Genomic DNA, 18,304 nt, shown 5'->3' with positions numbered 1-18,304 from the left:
CGGATCAGACAGCGCCGGGGTGGGCGAAAGACTTAACAGCCCGCCCCGGCGTTTTGATTCCGAAAAGGAAGGAAGAAGGTAAATGGCTGAAATTGCAACGGTAGAAATGAAACAGATCCGCAAGGAGTTTCCCGCTACGCTGGCCAACGACAACGTTGATTTCACCGCCTACAAAGGGGAAATCCATGCGCTGCTGGGGGAAAACGGCGCCGGAAAAAGCACCCTGATGAACATCCTAACCGGCGTGTTAAGGCCGGACGGCGGGGAAATCCTGATTAACGGAGCGCGGGTCTCCATGAAGTCGCCGGGGGACGCCCTGGCGCTGGGAATCGGTATGATTTACCAGCATTTTAAGCTGGTGAAGCCCTTTACGGTGGCGGAAAACATCGTGCTGGGCATGGAGCAGGTAAAAATCCTCAAAAAGCAGGCCCTGGAGCAGCAGGTGAAGGCCCTGTCCGAGGAGTATAAAATCGATATCAATCCCGCCTCGGCCATATGGCAGCTGTCCATCGGCGAGCAGCAGCGGGTGGAAATTTTAAAGGTGCTGTACCGCAAGGCCAATATCCTGATTCTGGACGAGCCCACGGCGGTTCTGACCCCGGACGAGGTGAGGGAGCTGTTCGGCACCCTGCGCAACATGGCCGCCATGGGCTGCACCATCATTTTCATCACACACAAGATGAACGAGGTGATGGAGTTTGCGGACCGGATCACGGTGCTGCGGGACGGCTGCCTGGTGAAGGCCCTGAAAAAGGAGGAGACCACGGAGCAGGAGCTGGCCCAGCTGATGGTGGGCCGGGAAATCTCCATGGGACGCCGGAACACGGAAAATACCACCAGGAACGAGGCGATCCTGCGGGTTAAGGGCCTGACCGTGCTAAACGACAAGAAGCTGAAGGCGGTGAACGATCTGAGCTTTGACCTGTACGCAGGGGAAATCCTGGGGATCGCGGGGGTGTCCGGAAACGGGCAGAAGGAGCTGATGGAGGCGCTGGCCGGATTAAGGCCCACCGTGTCCGGCCATTTGGAAGTCCGGGGGGAGGACATTTCCAGGTCCTCGCCCAGGGAGCGGATTGGCCGGGGCGTGGCCTTTATCCCGGAGGACCGCTACGGCTTCGCGCTGATCAAGACCATGACCGTGACGGAAAACGCCAGCCTAAAATGCTACCGCAAGCCGGAGTTCTGCCGCAGGGGCGTGCTCAATTACCGGAAGCTGGAGCAGCAGGCCGGGCGGTTTATCGAGGAATTTGAGATCAAGGTGGGCGGGCCTAAGAGCCTGGTGCAGAGTATGTCCGGCGGAAACGCCCAGAAGCTGATTCTGGCCCGGGAGACGGCGGAGAACCCGTCGGTCATCCTGGCCAGCTATCCGGTGCGGGGACTGGATATCAAGGCCACGGAGAGCATCCACAAGATCCTGGTCCAGGAGAAGTCCCGGGGGGCAGGCGTGCTGCTGGTTTCCGAGGACCTGGACGAAATCTTCCAGCTCAGCGACCGTGTGGCCGTGATGTACGAGGGAACATTTATGGGGATTCTGCCCGTGGGCGAGGTCGGTCTGGAACAGATCGGCATGGCCATGGCGGGAGCGGCCCGGTTAGGGGGTGAGGCGTGATGGAAGAGACAATCAAACGGCAGAGAGCGTTGACGCTTGTAAAGCGCATGGAGACCCCGGGCTGGTTTAAAATCGCGGTGCCGGTGGCCTCCATCATCGGAGGTTTCATGTTTTCGGCCATATTTCTGATGGCGGCGGGGGAGTCGCCCATCAAAGTGTACTCCGTGATGTTCGGCGGGGCCTTCGGCTCCCTCTACGGTCTGGGGGAGACCGTGGTGAAAATGATTCCCCTGATGATCGTTTCCGTGGGCGTGTCCTTTGCCTTTAAGATGCAGATTTGGAACGCCGGAGGCGAAGGCCAGCTGCACATCGGGGCGGCGGCCGCCACCTATGTGGTGCTGCATCTGCAGGGCTATGACAAGAAAACCACCCTGACCGCCGCGTTTCTGGCTGCCTTTATCTGCGCGGGCCTTTACGGCCTGATCCCGGCTATTTTAAAGGTAAAATGGAAGGTGAACGAGCTGATCACCTGCCTGATGTTAAACTACGTGGGCACCCTGTTCATTTCCTGGCTGATCCAGGGGCCCTGGAAGGATCCTACGGGTTTCGCCTTCCCGCGCACGGAAAAATTCCCCAGAGTCGGGGAGATGCCCACCTTTTTCGGCACGCGCATCCACGCAGGGGTGGTGATCGGCGTGGTCATCGCGCTGATTCTCTGGTTCATTCTGGCCAAGACCAAGTGGGGCTATGAGATCAAGCTCATTGGCACCAATCCCAGGGTAGCCGAGTACGCCGGAATCCCGGTGAAGCGTTACGTGCTGGCCGTGATGTTCGTCAGCGCCGGAATCGCCGGTCTGGCCGGTATGTCCGAGGTGTGCGGCATCACACACCGCCTCCAGGCCAATTTCGCGGCCCAGGTGGGCCCGTCGGGAATGACCATCGCCTATCTGGCCCAGTGCCATCCCCTGGGGGCCGTGCTGGTGTCCTTCCTGTTCGGAGCGCTGCTTGTGGGCGGCAATACCATCCAGAAGCTGGGACTTCCGGTCTCCACGGTGCAGATGATTCAGGGTTCCATCCTGTTCTTTGTGGCGGCGGGAACCATGTTCATGAATTACCGGATTGTTTGGAAAGAAAGGTAGGGTTTGTCATGGTACAAGTGATTTTATTGGCGACATTGACGGCCGCAGTGGCCCAGGGCACACCTCTGCTCATCACCGCGCTGGGGGAGATCATGACGCAGCGCTCCGGCGTTCTGAACCTGGGGCTGGAGGGCATGATGCTCATCGGAGCCGCGGCTTCCTTTATCGCGCTGGTCAACACCAACAGCCTGATTCTGGCGGTGCTCATCGGAGCGCTGTGCAGCGGTCTGCTGGCCCTGGTCCACGCGTTTCTGTCCATCACCTGCCGGGTCCACCAGGTGATCTGCGGCCTGGCCCTAAATATTTTCGCAGGGGGCTTAAGCGGTTATCTGGGCAAGGACTACAACGGCATCGCGGCGCCCAAGGTGCTGCCCAGCTTCCGGATTCCGCTGCTGGCGGACATCCCCTATGTGGGAGAAATCTTCTTTCACCAGAACCTGCTGGTCTACTTATCCTACGCGCTGGTGATCGGCCTGACCTATATGATTTTCCACACCCAGACGGGGTTAAAGCTGCGGGCCTGCGGCGAGAATCCGGCGGCGGCCTACTCCATGGGCGTGAACGTCAACCGCACCCGGTATATCTACGTGGTGCTGGGCGGGATGCTGGCCGGGATCGGCGGTTCCTTCCTGATTCTGAGTACAGTGCCCAGCTGGGTGGAAAATATGACCGGCGGGCGCGGCTGGATCGCCCTGGCCATCGTCACCTGCGCCATGTGGAAGCCCGGCGCGGCTATGGTGGCGGCCTACGTGTTCGGCGGAGTGGAGGCGCTGGCCTACCAGCTCCAGGCCGTCAGCGTGAACGTGTCGCCGGTGCTGTTAAAAATGATGCCCTACGCGGCCACCGTGGTGGTGCTGGTAGCGGTATCCATCGCCAACCGGGACAAGGGAGCCGCCGGGCCGGAGGCCCTGACCACGCCCTTTGTGGCTGAGGACAACTAGCGGCTGGTGAAGGCGGGGGAGCGAAGGCGCGGATCATTGCGTCCGGCTCGGTCCGAATGCGCAGCTGCGCTCCGCCCGCCGGTGTACGCCATAACAGGAGGATTTGACAGATGGAAGAGAGAGAATTGACAGAACAGGGGGAGGCGTTCATCCGCGGCTGGTACGCGCGCATCGACGCCAAGGTCCCCTTTGAGGAGATCGCCGGGGACACGGCGGGCGAGAGCCTGATTGTGGATTTCCCGGGCAATCCGCTGGATTTTTGTGGATTTAAGAGCTGGTATGAGGGGCAGTGCCGCGATTTCACGGGCCGTCACCAGCTCCACACCGTCCGGGTGTCCGGCAGCGATACAGAAATGGAAATTTTTTCCGAAATTACCTGGACAGCGGAAAAAACAGAGGGGGGAGCGCTGACGCTCTACCCCAACGTGACCCTGAAGCTGGTTAAGGACGGCGGCTGGAAGGTGCGCTATTACGGCTGCGTGGACCGGAAGTAAGAATAAAAACAGAGGAGTTATAACGATGAATAAAAAGAAATTCGACGGCAGTATCAGTGAGATTATGGTGGCCTACAAACCCAACGGGGATCTGGATTTTGAGCCGGTAAAGAAAATGGTGGAGTTCCAGGTGGAGAACCACATCGACGGCCTGTTTATGGGCGGCCTTTCCACCCAGACTTATCTCCTGAGCATGGAGGAGAAAAAGCAGGTGTGCGCGGAGCTGATGAACGCCGCCGCGGGCCGGGTGCCGGTGATGATGAATGTGATGGAGGACTCCATCCGGGACGCAAAGGAGCTGGTGGAGGCTTACATGGAGATCGGCGTGGACGCCGTGTGCATTTCCCAGCCCTCCGTGTTCCCCTATACGGAGCAGGCTCTGTACGAGTTTTTCGACGAGGTGATTCCCGCAGAATACCCCACCTACATCTACAACGTGCCGCAGACCGGCAACACCCTGTCGCCCAGACTGACGGCGCGCATCGCCAACGACCATGCCAACGTGCTGGGCTACAAGGACAGCACCCAGAACATTTCCGGCCTGCAGGATCTGATCAGCCAGGTGAAGAACCCGGACTTCCAGTACATCGCAGGCAGCGACGCCATGACGCTTCCCATGATGGCTCTTGGCGGCGTGGGCGTGATCTCCGCCATCTCCGTGCCCTTCCCCAAGGTGGTGCTTAACATCACGGACAAGTTCTTTGCCGGGGATTTTGAGGGCGCGCTGAACGCGCACCGGTTCTCCATGAGAGTGCGCAAGCTGTTAAAGACCGCCACGGACATGAACGGCTACTACTATGCCTGCGAGCTGCTTGGAATGCCCTTTAACGGCACCCGCATGCCCAAAAACATGACCATGGTGACGGATGAGCAGAAAATGATCATCAAGACCGGGCTTCAGGAAATGAAGCTCATATAAGGGGGCGGGATAAAGTGGACAGACGGGTTGTAGTGCTGGGCAGTTGCAGCGTGTGCCATGTGTTCGCCTCGCCGAATCTGCCGAACCGGGGCGAGACGGTGATCGGGGACGATTACCACATCGTGGTGGGCGGAAAAGGCTCCGGCCAGGCCATCGTGGCCTGCCGCCTGGGCAGCGAAGTGTTTATGCTGGAGCACCTGGGAGACGACGCCTACGGGCGCAGGGAGAAAGAGTCCTACCGGGAGATGGGCATCCACACGGAGTATGTGTACCTGGATAAGGACTGCCCCACCGGCACAGGAGGCATTTTCCTGGACGCCCAGGGGCAGAATAAGATTATTATTGTGCCGGGAGCCAACAGCAATGTGAGCTGCCGGGATATCGACAATATGCGGGAGGTGTTGCAGGGGGCCAAGATTCTGGGGACCCAGTTCGAGGTTCCGGCCGCCACCGTGGACTACGCCATCCGCACGGCGGACGGGATGGGGGTGCGGACTCTGCTGGATCCCGCGCCGGTGACGGCCTTTGACGAGAGCCTGTACCCGCACATTTCCATCATCAAACCCAACGAGTGCGAGGCCGCGGAGCTGACCGGAATCCGGGTGGAGGACACAGACAGCGCAGCCAGAGCAGGAAAATGGTTTCTGGACAAGGGCGTGAAGGAGGCCGCCATCATCACCCTGGGCGAGAAGGGGGCCGTGCTGGTCACCAGGCAGGGCGTGAAGCATTTCCCGGGCCTGACCGTGAAAGCCGTGGACACCGGCGGCGCGGGCGACACCTTCGCGGGCGCGCTTCTGGCCGCCCTCAGCCGGGACTGGCCGCTGGAGAAATCCATCCGCTACGCCCAGTGCGCCTCCGCCATCTGCGTGACCCGCACCGGGTCCTACTCCATGACGCGGCAGGAGGAAGTGGACCGGCTCTTCGCCGAGACCTACCCCTGCGAGGCAGTGTGAGGCCGGACTGCGGCGGCGCGGCCGGCAAATAGAAAGGAGAGCGATTATGGACCGAACGAAAATTTTTCAGGCGGTGGACCACACCCTGCTGGCGCAGACCGCCACATGGGAGGAAATCCGTCAGATTTGCGACGATGGGCTGGCCTGCCACACGGCTTCCGTGTGCATTCCCCCTTCCTATGTAAAAAGGGCGGCGGAGTACCTGGCCGGGCGTATGGCCGTGTGCACGGTCATCGGATTCCCCAACGGGTATCAGACCACGGCCGTGAAATGCTTTGAGACAAAGGACGCCCTGGACAACGGGGCGGACGAGATCGATATGGTGATCAATATCGGGGACTTAAAGGACAAAAATTACGCTGCGATTGAGGATGAGATCCGCAAATTAAAGGAAATCTGCGGGGAGAAAATCCTCAAGGTGATCATTGAGACCTGCCTGCTCACCGATGAGGAAAAAATCAAAATGTGCCAGATCGTCACCGCCTCCGGCGCTGACTTTATCAAGACGTCCACCGGTTTTTCCAAGGCCGGGGCAACATTTGACGACATTGCGCTGTTTGCGGCCCACGTGGGGCCGGGCGTGCGCATGAAAGCGGCCGGGGGAATCCGTTCCTTTGCGGACGCGGAGAAATTCATGGAGCTGGGAGCCAGCCGCCTGGGCACCAGCCGGATTGTGAAACTGGCCAAGGCGGAACAAAACAGTTGATCACAGGCCGCTTCCCGGCGGCCATGGCCCCACAGAGGGTCGGATCAAGCCGGATGTTTTGCCATGCGAGCGGCAAAATGACCGGCACCGCGGGACTGCCGCCCCGGACTGAGCCTCAAACGGGCTAACGAAGAGGAGGCGGCCGTGGGAATAAATTCATACTACCTACCTACCAAAATGGAGCCGTTCGGGGGACAATCCCGGGCGGTTTCCGCTTTGTGCGGTAAAACTTGCAACCCGCCTTAAAAAGCTGTATACTGAATGGCATAAAAAACACATGAGAACTGATACTATTAGAAAAGAGGATACAGTGACAAATTCATACGTTGCGATTGATATCGAGACCACGGGCCTGGAGCCCAGGCTGGATAAGATAACGGAAATTGCCGCCCTGCGGGTGGTGGACGGGGCGGTGGAAGGCCGTTTTGTGACGCTGGTGAACCCGGGACGGCCGCTGGGCGAGCGGATCGTGGAGCTGACGGGGATCACCGACGGCATGCTGGCCGGGGCTCCGGCCATCGGGGACGTGATCGGACCTCTGGTGCGCTTTTGCGGGGACCTGCCCCTTCTGGGCCACAACATCCTGTTCGACTACAGTTTTTTGAAGCGGGCCGCCGTGAACCAGGGCCTGGATTTCCAGCGGGAGGGCATCGACACGCTGAACCTCTGCCGCGCGTTTATGCCCGGGGAGAACAAGAAGAACCTTTCCGCCGCCTGTGCATTTTACTGCATCGAGCAGGTGGAGGCCCACCGGGCGGAGGCGGACGCCCTCAGCGCCCACCTGCTTTACCAGAAATTGCTGGAGGGCCGCGGGGAGGGCAGGGAGGAGCTGTTCACCCCGAAATCCTTGATTTACAAGGCAAAAAAGGAACAGCCCGTCACAAAAAGGCAAAAAGAATACTTGCAGGATTTAATAAAATGTCATAGAATAGACGTAACTGTGCAGATCGATACCCTGAGCCGCAACGAGGCGTCCAGAATGATCGACAGGATTCTCTCACAGTACGGAAGAAAGGCAAAGATTAAAGAGGTGAATTTACAATGATTAACATGAGCGATCCGAAGATGAAAAAGATTATTTCCACCATTATTGTAGTCGTGCTGGTGCTGGCGATGATCGTACCGATGGCGTTAAGCGCGCTGATGTATTAAGTTACAAGAGGAGCAGTTATGAAAAAGAGAGTATGGAAGAACGGCCTCGCTGCTGCGGCCCTGGGTATGGGGCTTCTCGCGGCAATGCCGTCCATGGCGTTCGGCGCGCAGGTACTTCCGGAGGGACTGTACGTGGGTGAGCAGAGCCTGGGCGGCATGACTGAGGAGGAGGCGGAGAAGGCAGTGCAGGCCTATATCGACAACCTGACCGCGCTGCCCGTATCCGTGGATATAGATGGAACCACAGTGGAGACGACCACCGGGGAGCTTGGGCTTACCTGGTCCAATCCCGATGTGGTGAAGGAGACTGCGGACCAGTACGAGTATGGAAGCCTGGTGAAGCAGTATATGGCGCGGAAGGATCTGGAACAGTCCCCCGTGAAACTGAGTCTTGAAGTTCAGACCGATCCCGCCAAAGTAAAAGCGTTTGTGGATGAGAAATGCCAGGGCTTTACCGCCCAGGCTCAGGATGCTTCCATCACCCGGGAGAACGGACAGTTCGTGATCACGGATTCCGTGGTGGGAGTGGCGGTAGACACGGCGGCCACGGAGGCGGCGTTAAACGAGGCCATCACGGCGGCGCTGGCGGATGGCGGCAGCACGCAGATTCAGGTGGCGGCCACGGTGACGGAGCAGCAGCCCCGGATCAAGACCGAGGACCTGGCCACCATCCAGGATGTTTTAGGCACATTTACAACTGATTTTTCCAGCAGCGGCGCGTCCCGCTCCACCAATCTGACGGTGGGGGCGGCCAAGATCAACGGCCATGTGCTGATGCCCGGGGAGACCTTGTCCGGTTATGAATGTTTACAGCCCTTCACCACGGCCAACGGCTACCGCACGGCGGCAGCCTACGAGAACGGCCAGGTGGTGGACAGCGTGGGCGGCGGCGTCTGCCAGATTGCGACCACCCTGTACAACATGGCGCTGAACGCGGAGCTTGAGATCACCCAGCGGCAGAACCACTCCATGATCGTCACCTACGTGAAGCCCTCCAAGGATGCGGCCATCGCGGGCACCTACAAGGACATCAAGTTCACCAACAACTACAGCACTCCCATCTACGTGGAGGGCTATACCGAGGGAAAGAAGCTGACCTTTACGGTGTACGGCAAGGAGACCAGGCCCGCGAACCGCAGGGTTGAGTACGTTTCCGAGACTCTGGGCACCACCAGCCCCGGCGAACCTCAGCAGATCGTGGACAATTCTCTGGCGCCCGGCGCCAGGGTGAAGGTGCAGTCCAGTCACACCGGACTGCGTTCCAGGCTGTGGAAGGTGGTCTACGTGGACGACGTGGAGACGGAGCGCACTCTGCTGCACACGGATACCTACAACGCGTCCAAAGCCATTTACCGCGTCGGCCCGGCAGTGCCTGCGGAAGCGCCGGTTGAGACCCCGGCGGCTCCCACGGAGACTCCGGTGGTTGAACCTGTGACCGGTGTGGACGGAGGTCCCGGCGTATCGCCGGCCCCCAGCCCGGAACCGGCTCCCGGCCCGGGTCCCGATCCGGCCCCCGCGGCCGATCCGGCGGGCCAGCCGGGAGGTCCCCAATGAGGACAGCCGGACAGGGCCCCCAGGGTTTTGAAACGCGCGACGGTGAAATGAGACCCGGACAGGACCTGATCATGGCGGGATACGCCGGTCTGGACGGAGCCTGCGGCATTGCCCGGGCGCGCCGGGAGGAGCTGGAGCGCAGATTCTGCAGCGCGTTCTTAAAACAGCTGGCCGGTCCCACGGAATCTTCGCCCGCCGTATGGGGCGAGGAACACCTGGGAGCGGATATAACAGCTTATGAAGGATTGGGAGAGGGCGGCGTATTAGCTGCCCTCTGGAATTTATCAGGGGTTTTTAACGCGGGCATCGAGTTCGACCTGCGCCGGATTCCCATCCGCCAGGCCACGGTGGAGATTTGCGAGCTCTATGGGCTGAACCCCTACCGGCTGCGCTCGGGCGGAGGCTTTGTGGCCGCCGCGGACAATGGCGGGCGGGCGGTGCGCGCCCTGGAGGCGGCGGGGATACCGGCCGCGGTGATCGGAAGCGTGATCCCGGGCACGGCCCGCAGGATGAGCCACGGCGGCGAGAGCGCCGGCTTTCTGGAGCGGCCCCAGCCGGATGAATATGATAAGATATGCGGCGATGAGCGGCAGACATAGAAAAGAGGAGAGGAAATTATGAGAGAACGTATACTTGCGGTTATGGAGAAAAACAGCAGAATTGATATAAAAGATCTGGCGATCCTGCTGGGCGAGAGCGAGGTGGCGGTGGCCAACGAGATCGCGCAGATGGAGAAGGAGCACATCATCTGCGGCTACCACACCCTGATCAACTGGGACAATACCAGCGACGAGAAGGTGGTTGCCTTAATCGAGGTGAAGGTGACGCCCCAGAGAGGCATGGGCTTTGACAAGATCGCGGAGCGGATTTACCAGTTCAGCGAGGTGGAGGCCGTGTACCTGATGAGCGGTTCCTTTGACTTCACCGTATTCATCGAGGGCAAGACCATGCGCCAGGTGGCGCAGTTCGTTTCCGAGCGCCTGGCGCCCATGGAGTCTGTTCTGAGCACGGCAACCCACTTTGTACTGAAAAAGTATAAGGACCACGGCACCATCATCAGCGATCCGGTGCAGGACGAAAGGATGTTGATTACCCCATGAGAAATCCATTATCCGATAAAATCGTGCAGATTCCCCCTTCCGGGATCCGCAAATTTTTCGACATTGTCAGCGAGATGAGCGACGCTATCTCCCTGGGTGTGGGCGAGCCGGATTTTGACACGCCCTGGCATATCCGCGAGGAGGGCATCTATTCCCTGGAAAAGGGACGCACCTTCTACACCTCCAACGCAGGCCTGCGGCCTTTGAAGGTGGAAATCTGCGAGTATTTGAAGCGCCGCTGCGACGTGCTCTACGACCCGGACCACGAGGTGCTGGTCACCGTGGGCGGCAGCGAGGCCATCGACATCGGCCTGCGCGCCATGTTAAACCCGGGCGACGAGGTGTTGATCCCCCAGCCCAGCTACGTGTCCTACATGCCCTGCGTGGTGTTGGCGGATGGCGTTCCGGTCGTCATCGAGCTGGAGGAGAAGGATCAGTTCAAGCTGACACCGGAAAAGCTTCTGGAGAAGATCACCGACAAAACCAAAATCCTGGTGCTCCCCTTCCCCAACAACCCCACCGGCGCCATTATGGAGAAGGAAGAACTGGAAGAAATTGCCAGAATTGTGATTGAGAAGGATCTTTTCGTTATCTCCGACGAGATCTATTCCGAGCTTACATACAGCCAGCGCCACCACACCATCGCCGCGTTTCCCGGCATGAAGGAGCGGACCATCCTGATCAACGGCTTCTCCAAAGCCTATGCCATGACCGGCTGGCGTCTGGGTTACGCCTGCGCTCCGGCCAACATTCTGGAGCAGATGTTAAAGATCCACCAGTACGCTATCATGTGCGCGCCCACCACCAGCCAGTACGCGGCCATCTCGGCCATGAAAAACGGCGACGGCGACGTGGCTATGATGCGCGAGTCCTACAATCAGCGCCGCCGCTACCTGCTCCATGCATTTAAGGAGATGAACATCGACTGCTTTGAGCCGCTGGGGGCCTTCTACACCTTCCCCAACATCAGCCGGTTCGGCATGAGCTCGGAGGAATTTGCCACCACCCTGCTGAAGGAGGAGAAGGTGGCCGTGGTTCCCGGCACCGCCTTCGGCGACTGCGGGGAGGGCTTTGTCCGCATCTCCTACGCCTACTCCCTGGAAAACTTAAAGGAAGCCTTAGGCCGCATCGGACGTTTTGTCAGCCGGCGTGACGGAAAGGCGTGATTTAGATGATGAACATTGTACTTCTGGAGCCCGAGATGCCGGCCAACACCGGCAACATCGGCCGCACCTGCGTGGCCACCGGCACCCGGCTCCATCTGATCGAACCCCTGGGCTTCAAGCTCAACGAGAAAGCCATCAAGCGCGCGGGGCTGGACTACTGGGATAAGCTGGACGTGCAGGTCTATGCCGATTACCAGGACTTCCTGGACCGCAATCCCCAGGCGATCGGCAACCTGTATTTTGCCACCACCAAGGCGCACCGGCTCTACACCGAGCCCGCCTACCGGCCGGACTGCTATCTGATGTTCGGCAAGGAGAGCGCGGGAATCCCGGAGGAGATTCTGGTGGCCAACGAGCCTTACTGCGTGCGGATTCCCATGTGGGGCGAAATCCGTTCCCTGAATCTGGCCAATTCCGTGTCCATTGTGCTTTATGAGGCGCTGCGGCAGAACCGGTTCGGGGAGCTCAACCCGGCGGGGCAGCTTCACCGCCTGCACTGGAACGGGGAAAACTGATTCTATCACTGTGTAAACACACCCATACCCAAAAGCGGGGCAGACGCGATTCCGGACCGGTCCGGAATTGCCGTCTGCCCCGTTCTTTTGATGCAGCGCCGTCCCATTCACCACTATTCGCTCATATTCTCCCTGTTCCCTTCATACCCTAGAAGTAGCTGAAACGGCACTTCCCGTTTCGACTAGTTAGAGTGTGGAGGGGTTGAAATGAACGAGAAGTATGTGGAAGCGCTGGAACAATATGAACTGGAAATCTTTTCCGTCCGCAAGGGCCGCGGGTCCTGGATCTGCGAGACGGAGGACGGCTGCAAATTGCTGAAGGAATACCGGGGAACCGTAAAACGTCTGGAATTTGAGGACCAGGTCCTGGACCAGTTGGATACCGGCGGCGCACTGCGGGCGGACCGCTATGTCCGCAACCGGGAGGGCAGCCTTCTGTCCATCGCCGGGGACGGGACGCGCTATGTGTTAAAGGACTGGTTTCTGGACCGGGAATGCGACTTGAAGGATAACCGGGAGATCCGCCTGGCGGCCTCCCGGCTGGCTATGCTGCACAAAAGCCTGCGCAGGGTGCCGTTTCAGGAGGAGTGGAACATGGGCTCCATCCTGATCGAACCGTTGGAGACCGAGCTGGAGCGCCACAACCGGGAGCTGCAGCGGGCCAGGAACTATATACGGGGCAAGCGGAAAAAGTCTGAATTCGAGCTCTGCGTGATCGGCAATTACAATATGTTTTACGAGCAGGCGGTCCAGGCGGTGGAGGGACTAAAAGGGCTGTGGGAGGAAACCAGGGCCGCCTCCCTGGACGGTGAGGACTCAAAACCCCTGTACCTGTGCCACGGGGACTTAGACCAGCATCATCTGCTCATGGGCGACGGCTATACCGCCATCATCGAGTACAACCGGATGCATCTGGGCGTGCAGTCCACGGACCTGTACCGCTTCATGCGCAAGGTCATGGAAAAACACAACTGGAACGTGGACCTGGGCCGCTCCATGATGGATGCCTACGAGCGCGTGCTGGACATGGGCTCCAAGGAGATGCGCTGCCTGTACTATATGTTTTTGTATCCGGAGAAATATTGGAAGCAGATCAATTTTTACTACAACGCAAACAAAGCCTGGATTCCGGCCCGCAATATCGAGAAGCTGCGCAGCCTGGAAGAACAGCAGCCGGTGAGAAACCGGTTTTTGGAACAGATATTTGCGGGGATATGAGGAGTGTTATGGACCTCCGGGGGCGAATTTGTACTTCCTTTTTCTGGTGGGGTATAGTATAATCTTAATCAGAAATACCCAGCGGAAAGGCTGAAACAGAAGGGAGTATGATGCTATGAAGGATTACATGAAAATCTATGAAGAGTGGTTGAACAACCCCTATTTCGACGAAACGACAAAAGAAGAGCTTCGCGCCATTGCGGGCGATGAAAATGAAATCAAAGAGCGTTTCTATATGGACCTGGAGTTCGGAACCGCCGGCCTGCGCGGCGTGATCGGCGCGGGCATCAACCGCATGAACATCTATGTGGTGAGAAGGGCGACCCAGGGGCTGGCCAACTACATTATCAAGCAGGGCGGCGCGGATAAGGGCGTGGCCATCGCCTACGACTCCCGCCGCATGTCGCCGGAATTTGCCATGGAGGCCGCAATGACCCTGGCTGCCAACGGCATCAAGGCTTACAAGTTTGAATCCCTTCGCCCCACCCCGGAGCTGTCCTTCACAGTGCGCGAGCTGGGCTGTATCGCGGGTATCAATATCACCGCCAGCCACAACCCGCCGGAGTACAACGGCTACAAGGTATACTGGGAGGACGGCGCCCAGTTCACCCCGCCCCACGACAAGGGCGTGACCGAGGAAGTTCTGGCCATCGAGGACCTGTCCACGGTTAAGACCACGGACGAGGCCAGCGCTACGGCCGCCGGCCTGTATCAGGTAATCGGCGCCGACATCGACGACAAATACATCGCCCAGGTGAAGGCCCAGGTGGTGAACCAGCAGGCCATCGACGAGATGCAGGACCAGATCACCATCATCTACACCCCCCTTCACGGAACCGGCAATATCCCGGCCAGAAGGGTGATGAAGGAGCTGGGCTTCACCCACGTTTACGTGGTTCCGGAGCAGGAGCTGCCCGATGGGGAATTCCCCACCGTCAGCTATCCCAATCCCGAGGCCGCGGAGGCCTTTGAGCTGGGACTGAAGCTTGCCCGGGAGAAGGACGCGGACCTGGTGCTGGCCACCGACCCCGACGCGGACCGTCTGGGCGTGTACGTGAAGGACGCCAAGTCCGGCGACTACATTCCGCTGACCGGCAACATGTCCGGCTCTCTGCTGTGCGAGTACGTGCTCAGCCAGAAGAAGGCCGCGGGCAAGATCCCGGCGGACGGCCAGGTGATCAAGTCCATCGTCTCCACCAACCTGATCGACGCTGTGGCCGATGCCTACGGAGCGGAGCTCATCGAGGTGCTGACCGGTTTCAAGTGGATCGGACAGCAGATTCTGAAAAATGAGGCCAGCGGCCACGGCACCTACCTCTTTGGCATGGAGGAGAGCTACGGCTGCCTGATCGGCACCTACGCCAGGGACAAGGACGCCATCTCCGCCACCGCCGCCCTCTGCGAGGCCGCCGCTTACTACAAAAAGCAGGGCAAGACGCTGTGGGACGCTATGCTGGACATGTATGAGAAATACGGCTACTACAAGGATGCGGTGAAATCCATCGGCCTGTCCGGCATCGAGGGGCTGGCCAAGATCCAGGCGATCATGGAGAACCTGCGCCAGAACACCCCCACCGAGGTGGGCGGCTACAAGGTGCTGTCCGCAAGGGACTACAAGCTGGATACCATCAAAGACATGGAGACCGGAGAGGTGAAGCCCACCGGACTTCCGGCGTCCAATGTGCTGTACTACGATATGAACGACGGCGCATGGATCTGCGTAAGGCCGTCCGGCACCGAGCCGAAGATCAAATTCTACTACGGCATCAAGGGCGAGTCCCTGGACGACGCGGAGGCTAAGGCAGCCGCTCTGGGCGAGGCCGTGATGGCGATGGTGGATCAGATGTTGTGATGCGTTGGCGCAGGCCGCGAAAGCGCATCGCCGCACGCAGTTAAACTTATGAAATGACCTGGCAGGGTATTGCAGAAGGGAAAATGACGAATTCCTCTGCAATACCCTGCTTTTTGTTGTGAAATGTGCTTGACACTTATAATGTATGATGATACAATTTCATTGTAGGACAATGATGGTTAGGTAATCGACTATAGTCATACTATGAAAAGTTATTCTTTTTTATTTTCACAATATCTCAAACTGTGATATGATAATGAGAAAGACTTAATTTAAAGGAAGGTATGAATATGGAAAATAAAATAAGATTGTCTGACACTGTGATGAAAGAACTGGAGGCCATTATCCTGAATATGAAGCCGGGGGACAAGCTGCCCACGGAGATGGAGCTGGCGGAGCGTTTTTCCGTAGGCAGGTCCACCATCCGCGAGTGCATGAAGGTATTCTCCGCCCGGAAGATGATTGTCAGGAGAAATGAGGGGACCTTTGTCTCCAGCTGGGTGAAGGAATGCCTGGTGGACCCCCTGAATATTCTGGTCAGCATGGACATCGGAAATCTGACCGAGCTCATCGAGCTGCGGGAGATTCTGGAGACCGAGGCGGTGAAGCTGGCGGTCCAGAGGGCCACGGACGAGGAGATCAAGGCCATCGAGCGGGCGGACTGGCGCATGGATGAGCCGGGGATTTCGCCGGATGAGATGCAAAGCCGGGACTTCGAGTTCCACAACGCGCTGGCAATGGCCTCCGGCAACTCCATTCTCACAGAGTTGATCAAGGCCATCCGAAAGGTGATTGCCGGTAAGCTGGAGGACTCCACGGAGGCGCTGCCGATTTCCGGCGAAGGTTCACTGCTGCACAAGAAGATCATCAGGGCGGTTAAGGAGCGGAATCTGGAGGAGGCGCTGGAAGCCATGGAAGAGTATCTGATCATCACAGACTATAAGGCATAGGGCTGATTCAAATTTCCCATGCCTTCGGGAAGCAAACTAAAATGGAGGAGGACGTACAAATGAATCAGGAACTGCTTGAAATTCTCAGAAAAGAAGTGAAACCGGCGTTGGGGTGCACCGGACCGATCGGGGTATGTTTCGGAGCGGCTCAGGCCTACGATGCGATCGGGGGAGAGATCAAACGCATCGTGGCAAAGATTGACTGGGGAATGGCCAGCAAGATCGACGATGTTGCATTTCCGGGCACGGAGATGCTGGGCGTGGAGATGGCCATCGCACTGGGCGCTGTTTGCGGGGATCCGAAGGCCGGTCTGGAAGTGCTTCACAATGTGACCCCCGAGGGGGAACAGAAGGCGCGCAAGGTAGCTGAACTGGTTGAAGTACATCCGATGTGGGAGCGTAAGGATATGAACATCTACATCGATATCACCATTGAGACCGACCGCGGAACCGGGCGTTCCGTAACCGCGGAGCGCAGCGACGGCCTGATTTTAAAGGAGCGCAACGGCGAGGTCATCGAGCAGTACGAGAAAGACAAGGGCGCTCAGGACGCCGCCTCCCCTATGCTGAAATACAAGGTCAGAGACTTTTACGAGTTTGCCACTACCACGCCCATTGAAGAGTTCGATCTCCTGCTGAAAGCCGCTGAGCTCAACACGGAGCTGGCCAATGAGACCATTACCCGCAATCTGGGGGCCGGCATCGGAACCGCGCTTTACAACAGCCAGGACGGGAATTTGATCACCAAGGCCAAGGCCTATGCCGCGGCTGGCTGCGAGGCGCGCATGTCCGGCGTGAACCGCCCGGCCATGAGCTGCGCCAACAAGGGGAATGTGGGCATCGCGGCCTCCATGCCCATCGTAGTTCAGGCCAGGGAACTGGGGCTGGGAGACGAGGCTATGCAGCGGGGGATCGCGCTCAGCTACTGCCTTGCTATCGCCATCATTCACCGCATCGGCAAAGACCCGTCCATGTGCTCCTGCGAGGTTGCGGCGGCCATTGGCGTTGCGGCCGGCACGGTTCTGCTCCACGGGGGGACGCAGCAGCAGGTGGAGAACGCCATCCAGAACACCATCCCTAACATTTTCGGCGTGGTGTGCGACGGAGCGAAGCTGGCCTGCGCCCTGAGAATCTCCTCCGGCACGGGCATCGGCATTGAGGCGGCAAACCTGGCCCTGGCCGGAGTTCGTCTGGCCAACAATCAGGGGGTGTTGGCTGCCAATGCGGACGAGTCCATCAACATGATCGGCCACACCGCGCTGTACGCCATGGTGGACAGCGACCGGGAGCTGAGCCGTCAGATCTTTGCAAAGCGCAAACCGTTTCCGCTTATGAGGTTTGAAGACCGGCAGAAGCAGTAGTACAGGGAGGGAGAACGTATGAATTATCTGGATATTGCCAACAGTGGATTTATGTTTATACTCTGTGCCATTCCGGTGTGTGTGATTCTGGTGCAGACGATCCTGTTTATCCGCCTGGCCTGGAAACAGGGCATTGAAATTGGGTTTGACGAGGAAAAGATGAAGCAGTGTGTCAAAACGTCGGCAACCTTTTCCATTATCCCCAGCCTGACCCTTGTCACGCTTTTGGTGGCCCTGTCCGTCAGCATCGGCAAGTTCTTCCCCTGGCTGCGCCTCAGCAACATCGGGGCGGGCGCATATGAGGCGGTTGCCGCCGGAGTGGGCCTCTCGGCCACCGGAGCCGCGGACTACAGCGAGCTGACGCTGGCCGGCTTCCTGACCATCATGATGTGCATGAACCTGGGAATGTCGGTTGCGCCGCTGAATACGCTGATCACGCTCAAGTCCTACGACAAGACGCTGCGCAAGGCGAAAAAGTCCAATCCCTTCATGGTGATCGGCACTGCGGCCGCCTTCACCGGCATCATCGCGCGCCTTACCATCCCGTATTATGTGAATGTGACGGCTGTGCTTCCCTTTATCGCCACCATCACCGGTGCGGTTGTGATGTTCGCCTGCAACCAGATCGGCAAGAAACACAGTCTGTTTAAGGAATTTGGCCTGTCGTTCGGCATTATCGCCGGAGTGCTGATGTGTATCATCGTATCGGCTGCCGGGATCGTAAAGTGATAAGGG

The 18,304-nt window shown here is 58.7% G+C and carries 18 protein-coding genes; all 18 read left to right on the top strand.

Going from position 1 to position 18,304, the window contains the following annotated elements; genetic code table 11:
• Positions 1-82: 82 nt before the first annotated feature.
• The 18 genes from ACK2JC_RS09770 (at position 83) to ACK2JC_RS09685 (ending at position 18,298) form a co-directional block, all read left to right on the top strand.
• Positions 83-1,609 (top strand): ABC transporter ATP-binding protein, encoded by a 1,527-nt coding sequence (locus ACK2JC_RS09770; RefSeq protein ID WP_309471711.1) that lies wholly within the window; start codon positions 83-85, stop codon positions 1,607-1,609.
• On the top strand, positions 1,609-2,688 hold the full coding sequence (locus ACK2JC_RS09765) for an ABC transporter permease (protein WP_302327017.1): 1,080 nt from the start codon (positions 1,609-1,611) through the stop codon (positions 2,686-2,688). The genes ACK2JC_RS09770 and ACK2JC_RS09765 overlap by 1 nt, the downstream gene beginning before the upstream one ends.
• Positions 2,689-2,696: 8 nt before the next feature.
• Positions 2,697-3,629 (top strand): ABC transporter permease, encoded by a 933-nt coding sequence (locus ACK2JC_RS09760; RefSeq protein ID WP_092367517.1) that lies wholly within the window; start codon positions 2,697-2,699, stop codon positions 3,627-3,629.
• Positions 3,630-3,739: 110 nt separating this feature from the next.
• Positions 3,740-4,123: a hypothetical protein gene (locus tag ACK2JC_RS09755; protein ID WP_309471712.1), complete on the top strand. Its 384-nt coding sequence runs from the start codon at positions 3,740-3,742 to the stop codon at positions 4,121-4,123.
• Between the two features lie 25 nt (positions 4,124-4,148).
• The gene (locus tag ACK2JC_RS09750) at positions 4,149-5,042 is read left to right on the top strand and encodes a dihydrodipicolinate synthase family protein (RefSeq protein WP_320936456.1); all 894 of its coding nucleotides are present in this window, start codon (positions 4,149-4,151) and stop codon (positions 5,040-5,042) included.
• A 14-nt stretch (positions 5,043-5,056) separates the two neighbouring features.
• Positions 5,057-5,995 carry a ribokinase gene (locus tag ACK2JC_RS09745; protein WP_166434562.1) on the top strand — a complete coding sequence of 313 codons (939 nt, stop codon included), beginning with the start codon at positions 5,057-5,059 and terminating at the stop codon, positions 5,993-5,995.
• Between the two features lie 46 nt (positions 5,996-6,041).
• Entirely contained in the window at positions 6,042-6,701 is a 660-nt protein-coding gene (gene deoC, locus ACK2JC_RS09740) for a deoxyribose-phosphate aldolase (protein WP_320936455.1), read from the top strand.
• A gap of 310 nt (positions 6,702-7,011) precedes the next feature.
• Positions 7,012-7,746, top strand: a complete 735-nt coding sequence (locus ACK2JC_RS09735) for a 3'-5' exonuclease (protein WP_320936454.1) — start codon at positions 7,012-7,014, stop codon at positions 7,744-7,746.
• 125 nt (positions 7,747-7,871) lie between these two features.
• Positions 7,872-9,407: a VanW family protein gene (locus ACK2JC_RS09730; protein ID WP_368271680.1), complete on the top strand. Its 1,536-nt coding sequence runs from the start codon at positions 7,872-7,874 to the stop codon at positions 9,405-9,407.
• Positions 9,404-10,006, top strand: a complete 603-nt coding sequence (locus ACK2JC_RS09725) for an AIR synthase-related protein (protein WP_411338480.1) — start codon at positions 9,404-9,406, stop codon at positions 10,004-10,006. Before ACK2JC_RS09730 ends, ACK2JC_RS09725 begins: the two co-directional genes overlap by 4 nt.
• A gap of 18 nt (positions 10,007-10,024) precedes the next feature.
• Positions 10,025-10,507, top strand: coding sequence for an Lrp/AsnC family transcriptional regulator (locus tag ACK2JC_RS09720; protein ID WP_007719885.1), 483 nt, complete (start codon positions 10,025-10,027; stop codon positions 10,505-10,507).
• Complete coding sequence (locus ACK2JC_RS09715) at positions 10,504-11,673, top strand: aminotransferase class I/II-fold pyridoxal phosphate-dependent enzyme (protein WP_092367494.1); 1,170 nt, start codon at positions 10,504-10,506, stop codon at positions 11,671-11,673. Before ACK2JC_RS09720 ends, ACK2JC_RS09715 begins: the two co-directional genes overlap by 4 nt.
• A gap of 5 nt (positions 11,674-11,678) precedes the next feature.
• Positions 11,679-12,188: a tRNA (cytidine(34)-2'-O)-methyltransferase gene (locus ACK2JC_RS09710; protein WP_092367491.1), complete on the top strand. Its 510-nt coding sequence runs from the start codon at positions 11,679-11,681 to the stop codon at positions 12,186-12,188.
• 207 nt (positions 12,189-12,395) lie between these two features.
• Positions 12,396-13,406 (top strand): phosphotransferase, encoded by a 1,011-nt coding sequence (locus ACK2JC_RS09705; protein ID WP_320936452.1) that lies wholly within the window; start codon positions 12,396-12,398, stop codon positions 13,404-13,406.
• 115 nt (positions 13,407-13,521) lie between these two features.
• Positions 13,522-15,258: a phospho-sugar mutase gene (locus tag ACK2JC_RS09700; protein ID WP_320936451.1), complete on the top strand. Its 1,737-nt coding sequence runs from the start codon at positions 13,522-13,524 to the stop codon at positions 15,256-15,258.
• Positions 15,259-15,548: 290 nt separating this feature from the next.
• A complete protein-coding gene (locus ACK2JC_RS09695) occupies positions 15,549-16,208 on the top strand; it encodes a FadR/GntR family transcriptional regulator (RefSeq protein ID WP_411338479.1) in 660 nt (219 codons plus the stop codon).
• Positions 16,209-16,267: 59 nt separating this feature from the next.
• The gene (locus ACK2JC_RS09690) at positions 16,268-17,569 is read left to right on the top strand and encodes a serine dehydratase subunit alpha family protein (protein WP_320936450.1); all 1,302 of its coding nucleotides are present in this window, start codon (positions 16,268-16,270) and stop codon (positions 17,567-17,569) included.
• A gap of 18 nt (positions 17,570-17,587) precedes the next feature.
• Complete coding sequence (locus tag ACK2JC_RS09685) at positions 17,588-18,298, top strand: DUF5058 family protein (protein ID WP_118756867.1); 711 nt, start codon at positions 17,588-17,590, stop codon at positions 18,296-18,298.
• Positions 18,299-18,304 lie beyond the last annotated feature (6 nt).

Source organism: Enterocloster lavalensis (assembly GCF_046603895.1).
Taxonomy (GTDB): Bacteria; Bacillota; Clostridia; order Lachnospirales; family Lachnospiraceae; genus Enterocloster; species Enterocloster lavalensis.
This window is presented reverse-complemented; position numbering and strand designations above follow the sequence as displayed.

Bases quoted from the DNA above. Each gene is read 5' to 3' on its own strand.
- ACK2JC_RS09685 (WP_118756867.1), top strand. From the start codon at position 17,588: ATGAATTATCTGGATATTGCCAACAGTGGATTTATGTTTATACTCTGT.
- ACK2JC_RS09765 (WP_302327017.1), top strand. From the start codon at position 1,609: ATGGAAGAGACAATCAAACGGCAGAGAGCGTTGACGCTTGTAAAGCGC.
- ACK2JC_RS09770 (WP_309471711.1), top strand. From the start codon at position 83: ATGGCTGAAATTGCAACGGTAGAAATGAAACAGATCCGCAAGGAGTTT.
- ACK2JC_RS09720 (WP_007719885.1), top strand. From the start codon at position 10,025: ATGAGAGAACGTATACTTGCGGTTATGGAGAAAAACAGCAGAATTGAT.
- ACK2JC_RS09750 (WP_320936456.1), top strand. From the start codon at position 4,149: ATGAATAAAAAGAAATTCGACGGCAGTATCAGTGAGATTATGGTGGCC.
- ACK2JC_RS09725 (WP_411338480.1), top strand. From the start codon at position 9,404: ATGAGGACAGCCGGACAGGGCCCCCAGGGTTTTGAAACGCGCGACGGT.
- ACK2JC_RS09690 (WP_320936450.1), top strand. From the start codon at position 16,268: ATGAATCAGGAACTGCTTGAAATTCTCAGAAAAGAAGTGAAACCGGCG.
- ACK2JC_RS09760 (WP_092367517.1), top strand. From the start codon at position 2,697: ATGGTACAAGTGATTTTATTGGCGACATTGACGGCCGCAGTGGCCCAG.
- ACK2JC_RS09705 (WP_320936452.1), top strand. From the start codon at position 12,396: ATGAACGAGAAGTATGTGGAAGCGCTGGAACAATATGAACTGGAAATC.
- ACK2JC_RS09715 (WP_092367494.1), top strand. From the start codon at position 10,504: ATGAGAAATCCATTATCCGATAAAATCGTGCAGATTCCCCCTTCCGGG.
- deoC (WP_320936455.1), top strand. From the start codon at position 6,042: ATGGACCGAACGAAAATTTTTCAGGCGGTGGACCACACCCTGCTGGCG.
- ACK2JC_RS09755 (WP_309471712.1), top strand. From the start codon at position 3,740: ATGGAAGAGAGAGAATTGACAGAACAGGGGGAGGCGTTCATCCGCGGC.
- ACK2JC_RS09710 (WP_092367491.1), top strand. From the start codon at position 11,679: ATGATGAACATTGTACTTCTGGAGCCCGAGATGCCGGCCAACACCGGC.
- ACK2JC_RS09730 (WP_368271680.1), top strand. From the start codon at position 7,872: ATGAAAAAGAGAGTATGGAAGAACGGCCTCGCTGCTGCGGCCCTGGGT.
- ACK2JC_RS09700 (WP_320936451.1), top strand. From the start codon at position 13,522: ATGAAGGATTACATGAAAATCTATGAAGAGTGGTTGAACAACCCCTAT.
- ACK2JC_RS09695 (WP_411338479.1), top strand. From the start codon at position 15,549: ATGGAAAATAAAATAAGATTGTCTGACACTGTGATGAAAGAACTGGAG.